This window comes from Aestuariivirga sp., assembly GCF_020252395.1.
GTDB lineage: Bacteria > Pseudomonadota > Alphaproteobacteria > Rhizobiales > Aestuariivirgaceae > Aestuariivirga.
In genome coordinates, this window is record NZ_JADCDB010000038.1 from 48,468 (window position 1) to 66,006 (window position 17,539).

At 63.3% G+C, this 17,539-nt stretch carries 18 protein-coding genes; 5 read left to right on the plus strand and 13 right to left on the minus strand.

Annotated features, from left to right (window positions below; all coding sequences use genetic code 11):
* Positions 1-74 precede the first annotated feature (74 nt).
* The 9 genes from IOC82_RS16035 to IOC82_RS16075 form a co-directional block, all read right to left on the minus strand.
* Positions 75-521 carry a CoxG family protein gene (locus tag IOC82_RS16035; protein WP_290547204.1) on the minus strand — a complete coding sequence of 149 codons (447 nt, stop codon included), beginning with the start codon at positions 519-521 and terminating at the stop codon, positions 75-77.
* Positions 522-545: 24 nt separating this feature from the next.
* On the minus strand, positions 546-1,688 hold the full coding sequence (gene tgt / locus IOC82_RS16040; protein WP_290547205.1) for a tRNA guanosine(34) transglycosylase Tgt: 1,143 nt from the start codon (positions 1,686-1,688) through the stop codon (positions 546-548).
* Entirely contained in the window at positions 1,685-2,743 is a 1,059-nt protein-coding gene (gene queA / locus IOC82_RS16045; RefSeq protein WP_290547206.1) for a tRNA preQ1(34) S-adenosylmethionine ribosyltransferase-isomerase QueA, read from the minus strand. Before queA ends, tgt begins: the two co-directional genes overlap by 4 nt.
* A 67-nt stretch (positions 2,744-2,810) precedes the next feature.
* On the minus strand, positions 2,811-3,332 hold the full coding sequence (locus IOC82_RS16050; RefSeq protein WP_290547207.1) for a peptidylprolyl isomerase: 522 nt from the start codon (positions 3,330-3,332) through the stop codon (positions 2,811-2,813).
* 4 nt (positions 3,333-3,336) lie between these two features.
* Positions 3,337-3,849 carry a peptidylprolyl isomerase gene (locus IOC82_RS16055; protein WP_290547208.1) on the minus strand — a complete coding sequence of 171 codons (513 nt, stop codon included), beginning with the start codon at positions 3,847-3,849 and terminating at the stop codon, positions 3,337-3,339.
* 51 nt (positions 3,850-3,900) lie between these two features.
* Positions 3,901-4,407 carry a pantetheine-phosphate adenylyltransferase gene (gene coaD / locus IOC82_RS16060; RefSeq protein ID WP_290547209.1) on the minus strand — a complete coding sequence of 169 codons (507 nt, stop codon included), beginning with the start codon at positions 4,405-4,407 and terminating at the stop codon, positions 3,901-3,903.
* Position 4,408: 1 nt separating this feature from the next.
* The gene (locus IOC82_RS16065; RefSeq protein ID WP_290547210.1) at positions 4,409-5,020 is read right to left on the minus strand and encodes a LysE family translocator; all 612 of its coding nucleotides are present in this window, start codon (positions 5,018-5,020) and stop codon (positions 4,409-4,411) included.
* A 101-nt stretch (positions 5,021-5,121) separates the two neighbouring features.
* Positions 5,122-7,839 carry a DNA gyrase subunit A gene (gene gyrA, locus IOC82_RS16070; RefSeq protein ID WP_290547211.1) on the minus strand — a complete coding sequence of 906 codons (2,718 nt, stop codon included), beginning with the start codon at positions 7,837-7,839 and terminating at the stop codon, positions 5,122-5,124.
* 185 nt (positions 7,840-8,024) lie between these two features.
* Positions 8,025-8,519 carry a single-stranded DNA-binding protein gene (locus tag IOC82_RS16075; protein WP_290547212.1) on the minus strand — a complete coding sequence of 165 codons (495 nt, stop codon included), beginning with the start codon at positions 8,517-8,519 and terminating at the stop codon, positions 8,025-8,027.
* A 164-nt stretch (positions 8,520-8,683) separates the two neighbouring features.
* On the opposite strand from IOC82_RS16075, the gene IOC82_RS16080 reads away from it, so the two are divergent.
* Positions 8,684-9,088: a RidA family protein gene (locus IOC82_RS16080; RefSeq protein ID WP_290547213.1), complete on the plus strand. Its 405-nt coding sequence runs from the start codon at positions 8,684-8,686 to the stop codon at positions 9,086-9,088.
* Positions 9,089-9,108: 20 nt separating this feature from the next.
* Here IOC82_RS16080 and IOC82_RS16085 read toward each other — a convergent pair whose 3' ends face one another.
* A complete protein-coding gene (locus IOC82_RS16085) occupies positions 9,109-9,252 on the minus strand; it encodes a hypothetical protein (RefSeq protein ID WP_290547214.1) in 144 nt (47 codons plus the stop codon).
* A 120-nt stretch (positions 9,253-9,372) separates the two neighbouring features.
* On the opposite strand from IOC82_RS16085, the gene gcvA reads away from it, so the two are divergent.
* Together gcvA and IOC82_RS16095 are read left to right on the plus strand one after the other, a co-directional pair.
* Positions 9,373-10,320 carry a transcriptional regulator GcvA gene (gene gcvA / locus IOC82_RS16090; protein ID WP_290547215.1) on the plus strand — a complete coding sequence of 316 codons (948 nt, stop codon included), beginning with the start codon at positions 9,373-9,375 and terminating at the stop codon, positions 10,318-10,320.
* Between the two features lie 35 nt (positions 10,321-10,355).
* Positions 10,356-10,733 carry a YkgJ family cysteine cluster protein gene (locus IOC82_RS16095; protein ID WP_290547216.1) on the plus strand — a complete coding sequence of 126 codons (378 nt, stop codon included), beginning with the start codon at positions 10,356-10,358 and terminating at the stop codon, positions 10,731-10,733.
* On the opposite strand, the gene IOC82_RS16100 is transcribed toward IOC82_RS16095, so the two are convergent.
* The 3 genes from IOC82_RS16100 to parE all read right to left on the minus strand — a co-directional run bounded on the left by IOC82_RS16100 (position 10,718) and on the right by parE (position 16,476).
* Complete coding sequence (locus IOC82_RS16100; protein WP_290547217.1) at positions 10,718-12,070, minus strand: MATE family efflux transporter; 1,353 nt, start codon at positions 12,068-12,070, stop codon at positions 10,718-10,720. The two genes, IOC82_RS16095 and IOC82_RS16100, sit on opposite strands and share 16 nt — an antisense overlap.
* A 44-nt stretch (positions 12,071-12,114) precedes the next feature.
* Positions 12,115-13,932, minus strand: coding sequence for a DNA helicase RecQ (gene recQ, locus IOC82_RS16105; RefSeq protein ID WP_290547218.1), 1,818 nt, complete (start codon positions 13,930-13,932; stop codon positions 12,115-12,117).
* A gap of 507 nt (positions 13,933-14,439) precedes the next feature.
* On the minus strand, positions 14,440-16,476 hold the full coding sequence (gene parE, locus IOC82_RS16110; protein ID WP_290547219.1) for a DNA topoisomerase IV subunit B: 2,037 nt from the start codon (positions 16,474-16,476) through the stop codon (positions 14,440-14,442).
* A gap of 95 nt (positions 16,477-16,571) precedes the next feature.
* Between parE and IOC82_RS16115 the strand changes: the two genes are divergently transcribed.
* Both IOC82_RS16115 and IOC82_RS16120 read left to right on the plus strand, forming a co-directional pair.
* A complete protein-coding gene (locus tag IOC82_RS16115) occupies positions 16,572-17,093 on the plus strand; it encodes a hypothetical protein (RefSeq protein WP_290547220.1) in 522 nt (173 codons plus the stop codon).
* 160 nt (positions 17,094-17,253) lie between these two features.
* A complete protein-coding gene (locus tag IOC82_RS16120) occupies positions 17,254-17,538 on the plus strand; it encodes a hypothetical protein (protein WP_290547221.1) in 285 nt (94 codons plus the stop codon).
* Position 17,539 lies beyond the last annotated feature (1 nt).

Genomic DNA, 17,539 nt, shown 5'->3' on the forward strand with positions numbered 1-17,539 from the left:
TCACCTGCACATGCACGTGGGGGCGAGTTTCTGCGCTTGATTTGGAACCCCGAACACCGCGCCCGGGGAGGTGATCAGCCCGGCTCGCTGACGGCGAGCTTGGCGAAGCTTTCGAAGAACTGGGCGGAAAGCTGCCGGGCCGTCGGCTCGATGAAGCGCTGGGCGAGGCTGGCGATCTTGCCGGTCACCTGGGCATCGACGTCATAGATCATCTTGGTGCCCTCGGGCACCTCCTCAAGACGCACATTGGCGCCGCCGATGGCCCCGCCCATCATCGACTTGCCCTCGCCCGAAATGCGATAGCCATTGGGCGGGTCGAGATCGGACAGGGTGACCGCACCTTTGAAGCTCGCCTTCACGGGTCCCAGCTTCACCGTCACCTTGGCTTCCATCTCGGTGTCGGATTTCTTGACAATCTCCTCGCAGCCGGGAATGGCCTGGCGCAGCACCTCAGGGTCGTTGAGCGCAGCCCAAACCTTCTGGCGGGGCACGGGAATGATCACCTCGTCCGAAAGCTTCATATTGTCCTCCCAAGTTTCGGGCGATTATGACGCGATATCGCCGCGCTTCCACTGTTCCTTCGTCGCAAGCCGAAAATCCTCGAAGCGGTTTTCCGAGATGGCCGCCCGGATGGCCTGCATCAGCGACTGGTAATAGGCGATGTTGGCCCAGGACAGGAGCATCATGCCGAGAAGCTCACCCGAACGGATCAGGTGGTGCAGATAGGCCCGGGAATACTGCGACAGCGCCGGGCACGGATGCTCCGGGTCCAGCGGGCGCGGATCATCCGCGTGCCTGGCATTCCGGAGGTTGATCTTGCCGAAGCGGGTGAAGGCCTGGCCATGGCGGCCGGACCTCGTGGGCAGCACGCAATCGAACATGTCGATGCCCCGCGCCACCGACTCAAGAATGTCCTCCGGTGTGCCCACCCCCATCAGGTAGCGCGGCCGGTCCTCCGGCAGATGCGGAATGGTGTGCTCGATGGCCTCGAGCATCAGATGGTGCCCCTCGCCCACGGCGAGGCCGCCGATGGCATAGCCCTCGAAGCCGATCGCCTTCAGCCCCTCGGCACTTTCCTTGCGGAGCTTCTGGTTGATGCCGCCCTGCACGATGCCGAAATTGCCCCGCCCCGGCTGGCGCCCGAAGGCCTTGCTGGAACGCTCGGCCCAGCGCAGCGACAGCTGCATGGCCTTCTCGGCTTCCTTCTCGGTGTGGGGATATTGGATGCACTGGTCGAGCTGCATCTGGATGTCGGAGCCCAGCAGGCGCTGGATCTCCATCGCCCGCTCCGGCGAAAGCTCGTATTTCCGCCCGTCGATGTGGGACTGGAACATGGCCGACTGCTCGGTGATCTTGCGGATCTTGGACAGCGACATGATCTGAAATCCGCCGGAGTCCGTGAGGATCGGCCGCTTCCAGCCAATGAAATGATGGAGGCCCCCCAGCTTCGCCACCTCCTCCGCCCCGGGCCGCAGCATCAGGTGATAGGTGTTGCCAAGGATGATATCCGCCCCCGTGCCCTCGACCTGGTCGAGGTAGAGGCCCTTCACCGTGCCCACCGTGCCGACCGGCATGAAGGCGGGGGTGCGAATGTCGCCATGGAGCGTGTGGACCGAGCCGAGCCGGGCAGTACCGTCCGTGCCGTGAAGCGTGAAGCCGAATTCAGGGGTCTCTTCTTGGAGAGTCATGGCGCGGGGAATAGCAGGCTCGAGTCGCCATAGGAATAGAACCGATAGTCATTGGCGATGGCATGGGCATAGGCCTGGCGCATGCGGTCGAGCCCGGCGAAGGCCGAGACCAGCATGAACAGCGTCGACTTCGGCAGATGGAAATTGGTGATCAGCAGGTCCGTGGCCCGGAACCGGTAGCCCGGGGTGATGAAGATCTCCGTCGTGCCCGAGAAGGGCTCGAGCCCGGAGCTTTCGAGCAGGCGCAGCGAGGTGGTCCCCACCGCCACAATCCGCCCGCCCTTGGCCCGCGCCGCCTTGAGGCGCTCACAGGTGGCGGCCGTCACCTCCCCCCACTCGGCATGCATCTTATGGTCCCTGGTGTCCTCCGCCTTGACCGGCAGGAAGGTGCCCGCACCGACATGCAGCGTGACGAATTCCTGCGATATTCCAGCAGTCTGCAGCCGCTCCATCACCTGCGGCGTGAAGTGCAGCCCGGCCGTCGGGGCGGCAACCGCACCCCCCTTCTCGGCATAGATCGTCTGATAGTCCGCCTTGTCCTGTTCGTCCGTGCCGCGCTTGCTGGCGATATAGGGCGGCAGCGGCATCTCGCCCACCGCGGCGATGGCCTCGTCCAGCGCGGGACCGTGGGAATCGAAGGCAAGCGTCACCTCGCCCGCCTCGCCTCTTTCCTCAACTGTCGCCTCCAAGGTATCGAGAAGACGGGCTTTTCCCTCGCCACCAAAGCGGACCCGGTCACCCTTCTCCAGCTTCTTGGCGGGCTTCACGAAAGCCTTCCACCGGCTCCCGTCGAGCCGCATATGCAGCAGCGCCTCGATCTTGGGCGTGGTGCCGAGGCGACCGGTCCGATGGCCTGAGAGTGCCGCTGGGATAACTCGGGTGTTGTTGAACACCAGCACATCGCCTGCGCGCAGAAGGTTGGGAAGATCGCGGAAAATGCGGTCCTTAAGGGCGTCGTGCCGGACCACCAGCAGTTTGGATGAGTCGCGCGGGGACGCGGGCCGGAGAGCGATCCGCTCCGGCGGCAATTCGAAATCGAAGTCGGAGACGCGCATGAAACGCCCCTCAACGTGCCGCCCTTCTCCCCTCGTCTTGCGAGGGGAGAAGGGAAGCGGCCGGATGTTAATTGGCGTCCGCGGCGACCTGCATCCTGGCGATCTTGTCCGGCTCGCGCACGGGTTCGCCGCGCTTGATGCCGTCGACGATGTCCATGCCGTCCGTCACCTTGCCCCACACTGTGTACTGGCGGTCAAGGAAGGTGGCGTCATCGAAGCAGATGAAGAACTGGCTGTTGGCCGAATCTGGGTTCTGCGAGCGCGCCATGGAGCAGACGCCGCGGACATGCGGCTCACGCGAGAATTCCTGCTTCAGGTTCGGCTTCTTGGAGCTGCCCGTGCCGGCGCTGCCGGGGCTGAAGCTGGCTGACGTGGTGTTGCCATACTGCACGTCGCCGCCCTGGGCCATGAAGCCCTCAATAACGCGGTGGAATACGACACCGTTATATGCGCCCTCGCGGGCCAGTTCCTTGATGCGGGCGACGTGGTTCGGCGCCAGGTCGGGGCGGAGTTCGATGGTGACGCGGCCCTTGGGCTCGCCCTTGGCGTTGGCCACGTCGAGATAGAGGGTGTTTTCGGGTTCGGCCATGTTCTTACTCCACCATGACCTTGACCATCTTGTCGGGGTTCGCCGGCGGCTCGCCGCGCTCGATCTTGTCGACGCAGGCCATGCCTTGTTCATCGATCTGGCCCCAGACCGTATACTGCCCGTTCAGGAAGTCACCCGGCGCGAACATGATGAAGAACTGACTGTTGCCGGAATCGGGGTCGGACGAGCGGGCCATGCCCACGGTGCCGCGCTTGAACGGCTCCTGGGTGAATTCCGCCTTGATGTCGGGGAGCTTGGAGCCGCCCATGCCGGTGCCCGTCGGGTCGCCCGTCTGGGCCATGAAGCCTTCAATCACGCGGTGGAAGACGATGCCGTTGTAGAAGCCCTCCTTGGCCAGCTGGGTTATCTGCGCCACGTGCTTGGGCGCGAGGTCCGGTCTGAGCATGATGTCGAAGGAGCAGCCCTTGCTGATCTCCACCTTGAGCTTCCCGGCGGCCAGCGCCGGGGTTGCGATGAGGCCCGCGGCAAACGCGGCCAGTGCCAGTTTCCGGATCATGGTAACTCCCATTGTTATCTATGCCGTTCCTGAGGGGACAGGAACAAAATGTCAATGCGAAGGCTTGGCTAGCGCCCCTGCGATCACCTCCTGCGCCTCCTTCGGGATGAACAGCGTGATGTCCCCCCCCATCAGGGCAATCTGCTTCACCAGCGAAGAGGCAATCATGCGGGTGGCCGGCGAGGCAGCAAGGAAAACCGTCTCAATGTCGGGCGCCATGGCCCCGTTCATCTGGCCCATCTGGACCTCATAGTCGAAGTCGGTCGCATCCCGGAGACCGCGAATGATGACGCCCGCATGGGTCTTGCGCGCCGCATCCACCGCGAGCCCGTTGAAGGTGGTGACCGCGATCTTGACGCCGGTGTGCTCCGCAATGGGCTTGGTCACCTGTTCGAGCAGCGCGATGCGGATGCCGGCCGGGATCAGCGCCTGCTTTCCATGATGCACGCCGACGCCCAGCACCAGCGTGTCGACAAGCCGCGCCGCCCGGGTGATGATGTCGAGATGGCCGTAAGTGACGGGGTCGAAGGAGCCGGGGTAGAAACCGGTGCGTGCCATCTCAACGTCCTCTCAGCGCCATCCAGAAGCCGCCGCCCATTAGGAAGCAGCCGCTGACGATTTCCAGCGCGCGGATGCGCGAGCGCGACAGCAAGCTGCCGGCCTTGCCCGCCATCAGCGCATACATCACGTCGCCAAAGCCGGCGATCGCCATGAAAGTAGCGCCCAGCAGCAGGATCTGCTGCATAGCGGACGCATCGGGTGTGATGAAGGGCGGGATCAGCGCCCCGAACAGCACCAGCATCTTGGGGTTGGACATGATGACGAAGAGGCCTTGCAGGAAGAAGCTGCCCCTGGGCCTGGCCCGGTCCACCGCCACCGCAAGATCGCCATTGGAGCGGAACAGCTTGATTGCCAGCCAGACGAGGTAGAGTGCACCCGCCCAGCGCAGCACGTCGAACCAGACGCCCATCAAACTGATTGCGGCCCCCAGCCCCAGCGCAGCAATCGCCAGCCAGATGACGAAGCCTGCTTGCGTGCCGGCGACGTTCATGAGCCCAGCCCGGTGACCGTAGCGCAGGCTGTTGGCGATGATGACCGTCACCGTCGGCCCCGGCACGAAGGCCAGCGCCGCGGCGGCGGCCGTGAAGGCGAGGTAGGATTCGAAGGTCATTGTCAGCTTCCCCAACTCACACAACTCTACTGCAATGGCAAGCCCGAGGGAACATGCCGCTTCCAAGTGTCTTCTCCCGCCAAATCAGGAGAGGACGATAATCATAAAGCCTCGCTCTCGTCGCCATCCTCCTCGGTGATGTGCTCGACGGAGACCACGTGCTTATCATCCGCCGCATTTATGATGATAACGCCCTGGGTGGATCGCCCAGCCTTACGGATGCCATTGACGGGGGTGCGGATCAACTGTCCGCCGTCCGTCACCAGCATGATCTGGTCCGCGTCCTCCACCGGGAAGCTCGCCACCAGCGGTCCGTTGCGCTCGTTCACTGCCATAGCGACGATGCCTTTGCCGCCGCGGCCGGTGATGCGGTATTCGTAGGACGAGGTGCGCTTGCCGTAGCCATTGGCGGAAACCGTCAGGATCACCTGCTCCGCCGCACTCATCTCGGCAAAGCGCTCTTGGGCGAGGGTCGTCTCGGAGGAGGCCTCCTCGTCGCTGCCACTGGCGTCCTGCTCCTCGCCTGCCACGGCGCGCGACATCTTGATGAATGCTGCGCGCTCATCCGGCGTCGCCTTGACATGCCGCAGGATCGACATGGATATGAGGTGATCCTCCCCCTCAAGCCTAATGCCGCGCACGCCCGTCGAATCACGGCCCTTGAAGACGCGAACCTCCCCGACGGGGAAGCGGATGCACTGGCCCTGCGCTGTGGTGAGCAGCACGTCATCCCTCTCGGTGCAGACTTCGACGCCGGCGATCATGTCGCCGTCGTCCAGCTTCATGGCAATCTTGCCCGCGCGATTGATCTGCTCGAAATCCGAAATCTCGTTGCGGCGCACCGTGCCGGAGCGCGTGGCGAACATGAGGAACTGGTCCTCAGCCTCCGCCGCCGTCTCCGGCATGGGCAGGATGGTGGTTATGCGCTCGTCCTGCTCCAGCGGCAGCAGGTTGATCAGCGCCTTGCCGCGCGATTGCGGCGTCCCCAGCGGCAGGCGCCAGACCTTGAGGCGGTAGACCATGCCGGCGGAGGAGAAGAACAGGATCGGCGTGTGGGTCGAGGCGACGAACAGCTTCGTTACGAAATCCTCCTCGCGCGTGCCGCCTGCCTCGCGGCCCTTGCCGCCGCGGCGCTGCGCGCGATAGGTCGAGAGCGGCACGCGCTTCACATAACCTGCGTGGCTCACCGTGACGACCATGTCCTCGCGCTGGATCAGGTCCTCGTCCTCGACCTCGCCTTCATTCTCCACAATCTCGGTGCGGCGCGGGGTGGCGAACTCGTTCCGAATTTCGGCGAGCTCATCCTTGATGATGCCGAACACGCGGGCGCGCGAGCGCAGGATCGCAAGGTAGTCCTTTATCTCCTCCGCGAGATTCTGCAGCTCCTCCCCGATCTCGTCGCGGCCCAGAGCGGTGAGGCGCTGCAGGCGCAAATCGAGAATGGCGCGGGCCTGCTCCTCCGAAAGACGATAAGTGCCCTCTTCCGTCAGCGCATGGCGCGGATCGGCAATGAGCGCGACGAGGGGCGCCATGTCCTTGGCCGGCCAGTCGCGCGCCATCAGAGCTTCGCGGGCCTCTGCCGCGTCTTTCGAGGTGCGGATGAGGTGAATCACCTCGTCAATGTTCGCGACCGCAATGGCAAGACCCACCAAAACATGCGCACGGTCGCGCGCCTTGTTGAGCAGGAACTTGGTGCGGCGGGTGACGACTTCCTCGCGGAAGGTCACGAAGGCCTGAAGCAGGTCTTTCAGGTTCAGCAGCTCGGGCCGGCCGCCTGTCAGGCAGACGTTGTTGATGCCGAAAGTCGATTGCAGCGGCGTGAAGCGATAGAGCTGGTTCAGCACGATCTCGGCCATCGCATCGCGCTTCAGCTCGATGACGACGCGCATGCCCTGGCGGTCGGACTCGTCGCGGATGTCGGAAATGCCCTCGAGCTTTTTCTCGCGGACGAGTTCCGCAATGCGCTCGATCATCAGCGCCTTGTTCACCTGATAGGGGATCTCGGTGACGATCAGCGCCTCGCGTTCCTTGCGGACTTCCTCCACCTCGACCCGGGCCCGCATAACGACGGAACCGCGCCCGGTGTGCGCCGCCGACTTGATGCCCGCCCGGCCGAGGATCAGGCCGCCCGTGGGAAAGTCCGGACCCGGAACGATCCCGATCAGATCGTCGATGCCGATCTCCGGATTGTCGATCACCGCGATGCAGGCGTCGATCGCCTCGCCCAGATTATGCGGCGCCATGTTGGTGGCCATGCCGACGGCGATGCCGCCCGAACCGTTGACCAGCAGGTTGGGATACTTGGCGGGAAGAACCGTAGGTTCGCGGAATTCATTCGAGTAGTTTAGCTGGAAGTCCACCGTGTCCTTGTCCAGGTCGTCGAGCAGCGGAACAGCAGCCTTCGCAAGGCGAGCCTCCGTGTAACGGTCTGCCGCTGGCGGGTCGCCGTCAACCGAGCCGAAATTCCCCTGGCCATCGATGAGCGGGAGCCGCAGTGAAAAGCTCTGCGCCATGCGCACAAGCGCATCGTATATCGCGATGTTGCCGTGCGGGTGATACTTGCCCATCACGTCACCGACCACACGGGCCGATTTCTTGTATGGCTTGTCAGGCGAGAAGCCATTCTCGTCCATGGTGTATAGGATGCGCCGGTGGACCGGCTTCAACCCGTCGCGCACGTCAGGAAGCGCGCGGCTGACGATGACGCTCATCGCGTAATCGAGATAGCTCTTGCGCATCTCCTCTTCGATGGAGATGGGCGCGATCTCGGAAGGATTGGAGGGCGGGGGGGTGCCCTTCTCGTCGTCGTTATCGGCCACGGAAAACCTGCAAGCTAGCCCTGGGAAAAAGCTCCGGACCGAAGCCGGCTAGGCAACGATTCGGCGGTCTAACCAACTTAGGTGGCGGGGCCCGCCGGCACAATGAAAAGCTGTTGATTTTCGGGCCTAAACACCGCTTTTCCGCGCATCCGGAAAGAGCCCGCTTCTGCCCTTCGGGCAGCGCCTCAGAACGGCACTTCGTCGTCGAGGTCGCGGGCCGGAATCGTGGCCTTTCCGCCAGCGCCGCCACGCGGACGGTCCATCGGGCCAGACTGGCCAAACTCGTCGCCGCCGCCGTAACCGCCGCCTGCCCCCTCGCCCGCGCCACCACGGCCGCCGATCATGGTGAGCACGCTGTTGAAGCCCTGCAGCACGATTTCGGTCGAATATTTCTCGACGCCATCCTTGTCGGTGTACTTGCGCGTCTGCAGCTGGCCTTCGATGTAAACGGTCGAACCCTTCTTGAGATATTGCTCAGCAACCTTGGCAAGTCCTTCACTGAAGATCACCACGCGGTGCCACTCGGTCTTTTCCTTGCGCTCGCCGGTGTTGCGGTCGCGCCAGGATTCCGAGGTTGCAATCGACAGGTTGACGATGGGCTTGCCATCCTGAGTGTGTCGCACTTCCGGGTCGCGGCCCAGATTGCCGACGAGAATGACCTTGTTCACCGATCCTGCCATGACACCACTCCTCGCTTTCCGGGCACCCTAATCGCTGACGGCATGGCGCACAGCGGCGCACACAGCCTTATCCACAATGCTTCTATAGTTCTCTTTTTGTTCTTGCGCAAGCGTCATAGGCTGAAAACTTACATATAGACCGAAAAAGTATCGTGGAGACCGCGATGATCCGAACCCTTGAGACCGGCACCGCCCCTAAACCACTTTCCGATTATGCCCAGGGGATCGAAATCCCGCCGGGACATCGCGTGGTACATGTGTCCGGCCAGGTGGGGGTGACGCTGGACGGTCAGATCCCGGCCGACCCCGCCCGCCAACACGAACTTGCGTGGGAGAACGCCCTCGCGGTTCTGGCCGCCGCCGGCATGGACCACCGCCACATCGTGGACGCGCATTGCTACATCACCGAGCGCTCCCACCTCGGCATCTACCGCGCCACGCGGGACCGCTTCCTGAAAGGACACAGGCCCGCCGCGACGCTTCTCATCGTGGCAGGCCTGGCGGATGAGCGGCTGGTGGTCGAAGTCGACCTGGTGGCTGCGGCTGAGGCAACGGACCCGGCCACATAAGGCCGAGCCGCTGGAATTTGTTAGCGGCGCTTGAGCAGACCGAACAGCGGGGCAGGACGGGCATGGACGCGCTCCTTCGCAGGCGCAGCATGATGCTCAGCGTCATTTGACTGCATCATGGCAGTCTTATAAACGTTTGAATAGGTGTCCAAAATCCAGTTCATGATATCTCTCCTCGGGTTTCAAATCAGCTGGTCTTGATGACATCTATATCGTTCTTTCGCTCTTGCAACGCAAACGGCATTAATCTACGCTGCCTGTAATAAAAACTCACAGGTGGGCCGGTGGGACGCCGTTTGCCATCGCTGAACGCGCTCAAGGCTTTCGAAGCTGCCGCCCGGCTCGAGAGCTTCACGGATGCGGCTGCCGATTTGTTCGTCACCCATGCCGCCATCAGCCGCCACGTGCGTGACCTCGAGAACTGGCTGGGCACCTCCCTCTTCCTGCGCACCGGCCGCGGCGTGGAACTGACCGAGGCCGGACGCCGCTTTGCCGCCCGCCTCACCCCCCTTTTCGACCAGCTGGCCGATGCCACGCGTGAGGCTGCCGCCGTCGGGGACGTGCGCCAGCTCAAGGTAACGGTGGAGCCTTCCATCGCCTCGCGCTGGCTGGTGCCGCGCCTCGGCCGTTTCAACGAATTGCACCCGGACATCGAACTCTCCATCGACCCGACCAGCAAGCTCGCCGACTTCCGCTCCGGCGAGGCCGATGTCGGCATCCGCTATGGCGCGGGCCATTGGGATGACGTCGAGGCGCAGAAGCTCACCGACGCCATGATCTTCCCCGTCTGCGCGCCAAAGCTGCTGAAGGGCCGGACAGAGCTGAAGCCCATCGAGCTCTCGGCCTTCAACCTGCTTCATGAATCGCGCAAACAATGGTGGGCGGACTGGCTCGCCGCCGCAGGCGTCTCAGGCGTCGAAGATTGGCGGGGCACGCTGTTCCAGAACCACCTCGCCATCGAGGCGGCGGAGGCCGGCCAGGGTTTTGCGCTCACCGACCAGGTGCTCGCCACCGACTCGATCCTCGAGGGCTGGCTAGTGCGGCCCTTCCAATTCGACATGAAGGACCATTGGCATTACTGGATCGTGCGCGGCAAGGGGCAGAAGGAAACGGTTCCCGTCCGCGCCTTCCGCGAATGGATGATGGGCGAGATCGCGGATACCAACAGGAAATTTGCGCAGCTGAGCGTCCAGAAGCCGCCAGCCGTTGCAGGAAAAGCCGCATCGTCCTAGCCTCCGGTACAACATCGCATCCGGAACCGAGATCCATGGCCCGCCCGAAATACGACTGCATGAAGTGCCCCGGCTATTGCTGCTCCTACCCCGTCATCGAGGTGAAGGACAAGGATGCAGAGCGAATTGCCAGGCACTTCGGCCTCAGCCTCAAGCAGGCTGAGAAGAAGTTCTTCAAGCCGGCGCATGGCTACAAGCGCGTGATGCGCCGCCAGAAGGACGAGCACTTCGGCAAGATCTGCCAATTCTTCGACACCACCGAGCGCCGCTGCACCATCTATACTGCGCGCCCGTCCACCTGCCGGATTTTTCCCGGCGAAGGCCACTGCGGCTACTACGACTTCCTGAAGTTCGAGCGTGCGGGCCAGGAGGACGAGACCTACATCTCGACCACCAATCACTCCGGCAACTGACGTTTTGCCAGAAGCTCGAAGCGCCAAGCAAGCAGCACGGCGGTGAACGCAAGTCCCAAGGCGACGCCGCCCCACAGGCCGGGCGCACCCCAGCCGAAGTGGAACCCGAACAGATAACCGCTGCCCAGCCCGATCAGCCAATAGCCGATGCCGGCGATGATCAGCGGAGCCACCGCATCCTTGAGGCCGCGCAGCGCGTGCGAGGCGATGACCTGCAGCCCGTCGAACACCTGGAACACGGCCGCGATCAGCAGCAATGTGGCCACCAGCCCACCGATCTGCGCAAAGTCCGGGTCTGACGGGCCGAGGAAGACGCGGGTGACGAGACCCGGTGCGAACAACGGGATAACCACCAGCAACGCCGGCACGCCCACCCCCACCAGCATGCCGAGGTTCCCCGCCTGCCGCGCTGCCGCGGGATCCTTTGCGCCCACGAAATAAGCCACGCGAACCATGGCGCCCTCGGAGATGCCCAGCGAAATCACGAAGGGAATGGCAATCCACCCCATCACCATCTGATAGGCCGCCAACTCCACTGTGCCCATGATGCCGGAGAGGAGCGACGTGGCGGCGAACAGCCCGGACTCCATCGCCACGATGCCCGCAACCGGTAGGCCCAGCTTGACCAGCGGACCATAGGCGCGCGGCCCGCCGATCGCGCGGGCGCAGAGCGGCAGGCGCTGCTTGCGGATGAGGAAGAAGACATAGACCCCGAGGCACAGGAACTTGAACCACATGGACACGGCCCAGGCGATACCCGCCCCGGCCATCCCCATCCTGGGAAATCCGAAACTGCCATGCACAAGCCCCTGCATCAGAAAATAATTGAGGATGACGGTCACCACCGTCACCGCCAGCACGAATCCGGTCTTCATCATGGCTGCCGCAAAGCTCCGCAGCACGCCGAACCACACAATAGGCAGCATGGCAAAAGCGAAGCCGGTGTAATAGGGGCCGGCAAGATCGATCACCTCGGGCTGCTGTCCCAGCGCCGTCAGCACATAGCCGAGATTGAGCACAGCACCCGTGACGGCGAGCCCGAGCAATCCGGACAGGATCATGCCGCGGATTAACTCCGGCACTATGCGCTCACGGTCGAGCGCGCCGCGCGCTTCCGAGACGAGAACACCCACAACGGAAAAGAAGCCCATCAGGATGATGCACATCTGGTAGGATAGATCGGTGGAGATGCCGGCCGCCGCGAGATCGATGGCGCCGAGCCTGCCCACCACCATCTTGGCGGTGATGATCATCGCCACATCGGCCAGATAGGCGAAGATCAGCGGCAGGGCGATGATGATCAGCGCCTTGATTTCAAGCAGGCGGGAAGACTTCACGATTCGGTCCTGACGTTCAGGGAGGCTTAGCTGCTGCCTTCCAATCAGGCAACTCCGCTCTCCTGCTGCACATAGCGGGTGATCTCGCCGAGGAAAACGTCGGCGAACTGCTGAAGTTTCGATTCACCCACACCATGCACCTCACCGAAGTCCCACCGCGTGAGCGGCCGTCTCGCGGCCATGTCGATCAGCGTCCGGTCCGTGAACACCACATAGGCAGGAACACGGCGCTCCTTCGCCAGCTTGGCGCGCAGCGACTTCAGGCGCTGCAGCAGCTCGTCGGAAACGCCGCCCTCCTCCACCGCCGCAATCATCTTGCGCGCCCGCTCCGCCTTGCGGGACATGCGCGACGGGTCCTGCCGATAGCGGAACGCCGCCTCGCCGCGCGCCAGCGCGTGGCCCTTGGGCGAGATCGAAAGGCCACCATAGCCTGCAACATCGATCGCAAGATAGCCGCCGCCCACCAGCTGCCGGATCATCGACAGCCAATGCTGCCGGCCATGCGCCTTGCCGATGCCGAAGACGGGCAGCTCCGTGTGCCGCAGCGCATCTATCTTGTCGTTCCCCTTACCCACCAGAATGTCGGCGACATGCGCGGCCCCGAAGCGCTGGCCAGTGCTCTTCACCGCGTCAATCACCCGCAGCGCCTCCACCGTACTGTCAACCAGATGCACCGGGTCGAGGCAGACATCGCAATTGCCACAGGGCAGCGACTCTTCGCCGAAATAGAGCAGAAGGTTCTGCCGCCGGCATTCCGGCGCCTCGCAATAGGCCACCAGCGCATCGAGCCTTTTGTGCTCGCGCCTGCGCCGCTCGTCGCCGCTCTCCTCCTGGTCGATGAAGCGGCGGCGCAGCTGCATGTCGCCCAGGCCATAGACCATCTTCGCATCCGCCGGATTGCCGTCGCGGCCCGCGCGGCCGATCTCCTGATAATAGGCATCGAGCGAGGAGGGTAAATCCGCATGGAACACGAAGCGCACATCCGGCTTGTCAATGCCCATGCCGAAGGCGATAGTGGCGCAGACGATGACCCCCTTCTCCGTCATGAACAGGCTCTGCGCCTCCGCCCGGTCCTCCGCGCTCATGCCCGCGTGATAGGAAATAGCGCGGAAGCCCTTGGAAACGAGGAAGGAAGCCCAATCCTCCGTCGACTTGCGCGACAGCGCATAAACGATGCCGGACTGGCCTGCCCGCCCGTCCAGAAAGTCGAGAAGCTGCGTCTTGGCATTGTCCTTAGGCGCCACGGTTAGGCTGATATTGGGCCGGTCGAAGCCCGCGACATAGATTTCCGCCGTACCGCCGAAGATCTTGCCCACGATATCGCGCCGCGTGGCCTCGTCCGCCGTCGCGGTGAAGGCGCCGATCGGCACGCCTGGGAAGGCCTGCCGCAGCTGCTGCAGCATGTCATATTCAGGCCGGAAGGACGGGCCCCATTGCGAGATGCAATGCGCCTCGTCGATTGCGATGAGCCTGACGTCGCGCTTCGAGAGGGCGGAGATCATGCGCTCCGTCATCAGCCGCTCGGGCGAGAGATAGAGGAGCCTAACCTCCCCCGCCGCCACGCGCCGCCAGATGGCGATATTCTCGTCGCGGTCTTGCGCCGAATTGATGCTCTCCGCGGCTACGCCTGCCAGCTTCAACGCCGCCACCTGGTCCTGCATCAGCGCTACCAGCGGCGACACGACGATAGCGAGCCCGCCCCGCGCCAGCGCCGGCACTTGGTAGCACAGCGACTTTCCCGACCCCGTCGGCATCACGGCGAGCACATTGCGCCCTTCGAGCAAGGTGGTGACGATCCCTTCCTGCCCGGGCCGGAAGCTCTCGTAACCGAAGGTCTTGCGGAGTATTTCGTGCGGGGTCACGGGCTCATATCTCTTCTCTTTCCCCCTTGTGGGGAGGGCGGGGTGGGGGCCGGGCCGCTGACCTGTCACTGATTTTTCGTCCAACAGCTTCTAGAGCCTTGGCCTGTTGTGCTCTGTCCAGCCAAATCTGAAATAATGGGGCTTCCGGGGGCATTTTTTCTTGCCGCCTTATGCACGCTTACAAAGATAGTCTTCTTTAGATTAATCCCTTCTGCATAACCAAACTCCGGCGATACGTTGGGATTTCCGCCGGTGGCATCAAAGATGGCCTCGGTAGAAGTCTGTATTCGTTGCTTTATAACTTCAAAGAGGTTCGCTGCATCCTGGCCATCATTTCTGCCGACAATGGTTAGAAACAGCGGAAACTTCTTCTCAAGAAACTCGATCGCACGCTCATACTTGGGCTTCGCCGTTTTCTACGGGAGTCCCACAAACACCTGGTTCGGTATAAAGTTTTTGTTACGCATACGTGCATTCCCGCGCTATTGTTAAAGTGTAGAGTACTCGTCAAATATCCAACCCCTCCTCGCTCACGAACTCCGCGCGCTCGCTGATGAAGTTGAACCGCTCCTCGGGTTTGTTGCCCATCAGCTGCTCGACCGTCTTGGCCGTCGCGGCGCGGGCGGCGTCTTCGAGCGTTACCCTTAAGAGATGGCGCTTCCTGGGGTCCATCGTCGTTTCCTTCAGCTGGGCGGGCAGCATTTCGCCGAGGCCCTTGAAGCGGCTCACCTCCACCTTGCCGCGGCCGGACATCTCGGTGCGCATCAGCTCCTCGCGGTGCTTTTCGTCGCGGGCATAGGCGACCTTGGGGCCTTGGGCCAACTTGTAGAGCGGCGGCACGGCCAGATAGAGGTGGCCCTCGTCGATGAGCTTCGGCATCTGGCGGTAAAAGAACGTCATCAGCAGCGAGGCGATGTGGGCGCCGTCGACGTCCGCGTCTGTCATGATGATGATCTTGTCGTAGCGCAGGTCCTCCTCGCGGTAGGAGGAGCCTGTGCCGCAGCCCAGCGCCTGGATGAGGTCGGCGAGCTGCTGGTTGCCGGCCAGCTTGTCCTTAGTGGCAGACGCCACGTTGAGGATCTTGCCGCGTAAAGGCAGCACGGCCTGGGTCTCGCGGTTCCTCGCCTGCTTGGCGGAGCCGCCGGCCGAGTCGCCCTCGACGATGAAAAGCTCGGAGCCATCCTTCTGGGTTGCCGAACAATCGGCGAGCTTGCCGGGAAGGCGGAGCTTCCGCACTGCCGTCTTGCGCGAGACGTCCTTCTCCTGCCTTCGCTTGATGCGCTCCTCGGCGCGGTCGATGATGAAGGCGAGGAGGCGGTCGGCCTGGGCGGGGTGGCCCGTCAGCCAGTGGTCGAAATGATCGCGCACCGCGGTCTCGACGATGCGCATGGCCTCCACCGTGGCGAGCTTGTCCTTGGTCTGGCCCTGAAACTCCGGCTCGCGGATGAAAACGGAAAGGAGCGCGCCCGAGGACGTCATCACGTCGTCCGCCGTGATGATGGCGGCGCGCTTGTTCTGGGTGAGGTCGGCATAGTTGCGGATGGAGCGGGTGAGTGCGGTGCGCAAGCCCTGCTCATGCGTGCCGCCCTCGGGTGTCGGGATGGTGTTGCAATAGGAGGACGAGAAGCCGTCATCGCCGCCGAACCAGGCCACCGCCCATTCGACCGTGCCGTGGCTTCCCTCCTTCTCCACGCGGCCGGCGAAGATCTCGTCCACCACGCGGGTGGCGCCCTCGATGCGCTCGGCGAGGAAGTCCTTGAGGCCGCCGGGGAAGTGGAGGACGGCCTTCTCCGGCGTCTCCTTGTCCCTGATGAGGGAGGGATCGCAGGACCAGCGGATCTCGACGCCGCCGAAAAGATAGGATTTGGAGCGCGACATCTTGTAAAGCCGCGCCGCCTGGAAGGAGGTGTTGCCCTTGCCGAAAATCTGCTCGTCCGGGTGGAAGGAGACTTTCGTGCCGCGCCGGCCCGAAACCTTGCCGAGGGTCTGAATGGGACCCGTGGGCTTGCCGCGGCGGAATTCCTGCCGGTAGAGCTGCTGGCCCCGCGCCACCTCGACGATCACGTGATCCGACAGCGCGTTCACCACCGAGACGCCGACGCCATGCAGGCCGCCCGACGTCTCATAGGCACCGGAGTCGAATTTGCCGCCGGCGTGCAGCGTGGTCATGATGACTTCAAGGGCGGACTTGTCCTTGAATTTGGGGTGCGGGTCGACCGGGATGCCGCGCCCATTGTCGGTGACGGAGAGATAGCCGTCCGCGGTGTAGCTGACGTCGATCCAAGTGGCATGGCCGGCCACCGCCTCGTCCATGGCATTGTCCAGCACCTCGGCAAAAAGGTGATGCAGCGCCTTCTCATCCGTGCCGCCAATATACATGCCGGGGCGGCGGCGGACGGGCTCCAGCCCTTCCAGCACCTCAATGTCGGCGGCGGTATAGCTGTCCTCGCCGCGAGACCGAGCAGGCGCCTTGGGGGCTTGCGGGCGGAGTGCGGCGGGAAGGTCGTCAAAGAGCGAGTCTGCGGTCTTAGCGGACTTTGCCATTTTTGTTCCTGAATCGTTTCATCTGGTGAGTATCCCTTCATGGGGGTCACTTGCAACACTTGACTTCGCAAGTCTGTCCCGGGCCTTCTTCCCGCATGCCCGCACCCGTCCTGCTGCCAAACCGCCCAATATTGCCCCGCCTGCTGCTGCTTTTCTGGGTGGCGGAGATCGCGGTCGGCGTGCTCTTCGCCGTTGCAGGCTATGGGCTGCTGGGGCCGTCCGGGAATGGCGGCGCCGCTGTCCTTATCCTGATGGGACTGGTGCTGGCGGTGGCGGGGGCCGTTATGGCCGGCCATTGCTGGCGCAGCGCCCGCCTCACCGGCAACGCCATCGAGATGACCGAGGCCGGGCTGATGGACCGCCGGCTCTCGGCGCACCCGATCCCGTGGGAGGCGATCTCGTGGAAGGTAATCTTCAACGGCCGGTCCTATGCCCTGCAGATGGACGTGGCCGAGCCCGCCCAAAGTGCTGCACAAATCGCGTGGTCCGCCCGCGCGCTCGGCCTTTTCAGCCGCCTGTTACGGCAGCCCGAGTTCAATGTCGCGGCACTCGGCACCGGGCTGTCGGCCCACGATATTGGCCAGCGCATGGCTGCCTTCAAACCCCCGACGGCCTGAATCCGACCTTCTTATGACTGCAGGCGTCTTGATAGCTTGACATCGGCAACAAGCCGGAGTTTCCTCGCAGATAACAAAATTGCTTCGCAGCAATCGACTCACACACAGGGGATTGGCCCAGCCGGCTGCGAGGATAACGGCTGGTCAATGGGAGAAACGCATGTCTGACCTCAATCAACGCATTGAGGCGATGTACCAAGGCGATCGCCGCGGTGCATGGCTGTTCGTGGTCGCGCTTTGGGTGACCATCATCTTCGTCCTCGTCATGTCGTGGCCATACATCCCGGACACCGGGGTGCGGGCCGTGGTGCTCATCGCGGCTGCCGTGCTGCTTATCTTCAACACGGCTTCAGTTTTCGCCATGCTGCGCCACTACGCAGAGGACAAAAAGTTCATCTATTCTCTCGACATCAAGCATCTCGACGAGATGCGGAAGGGACGCTGAC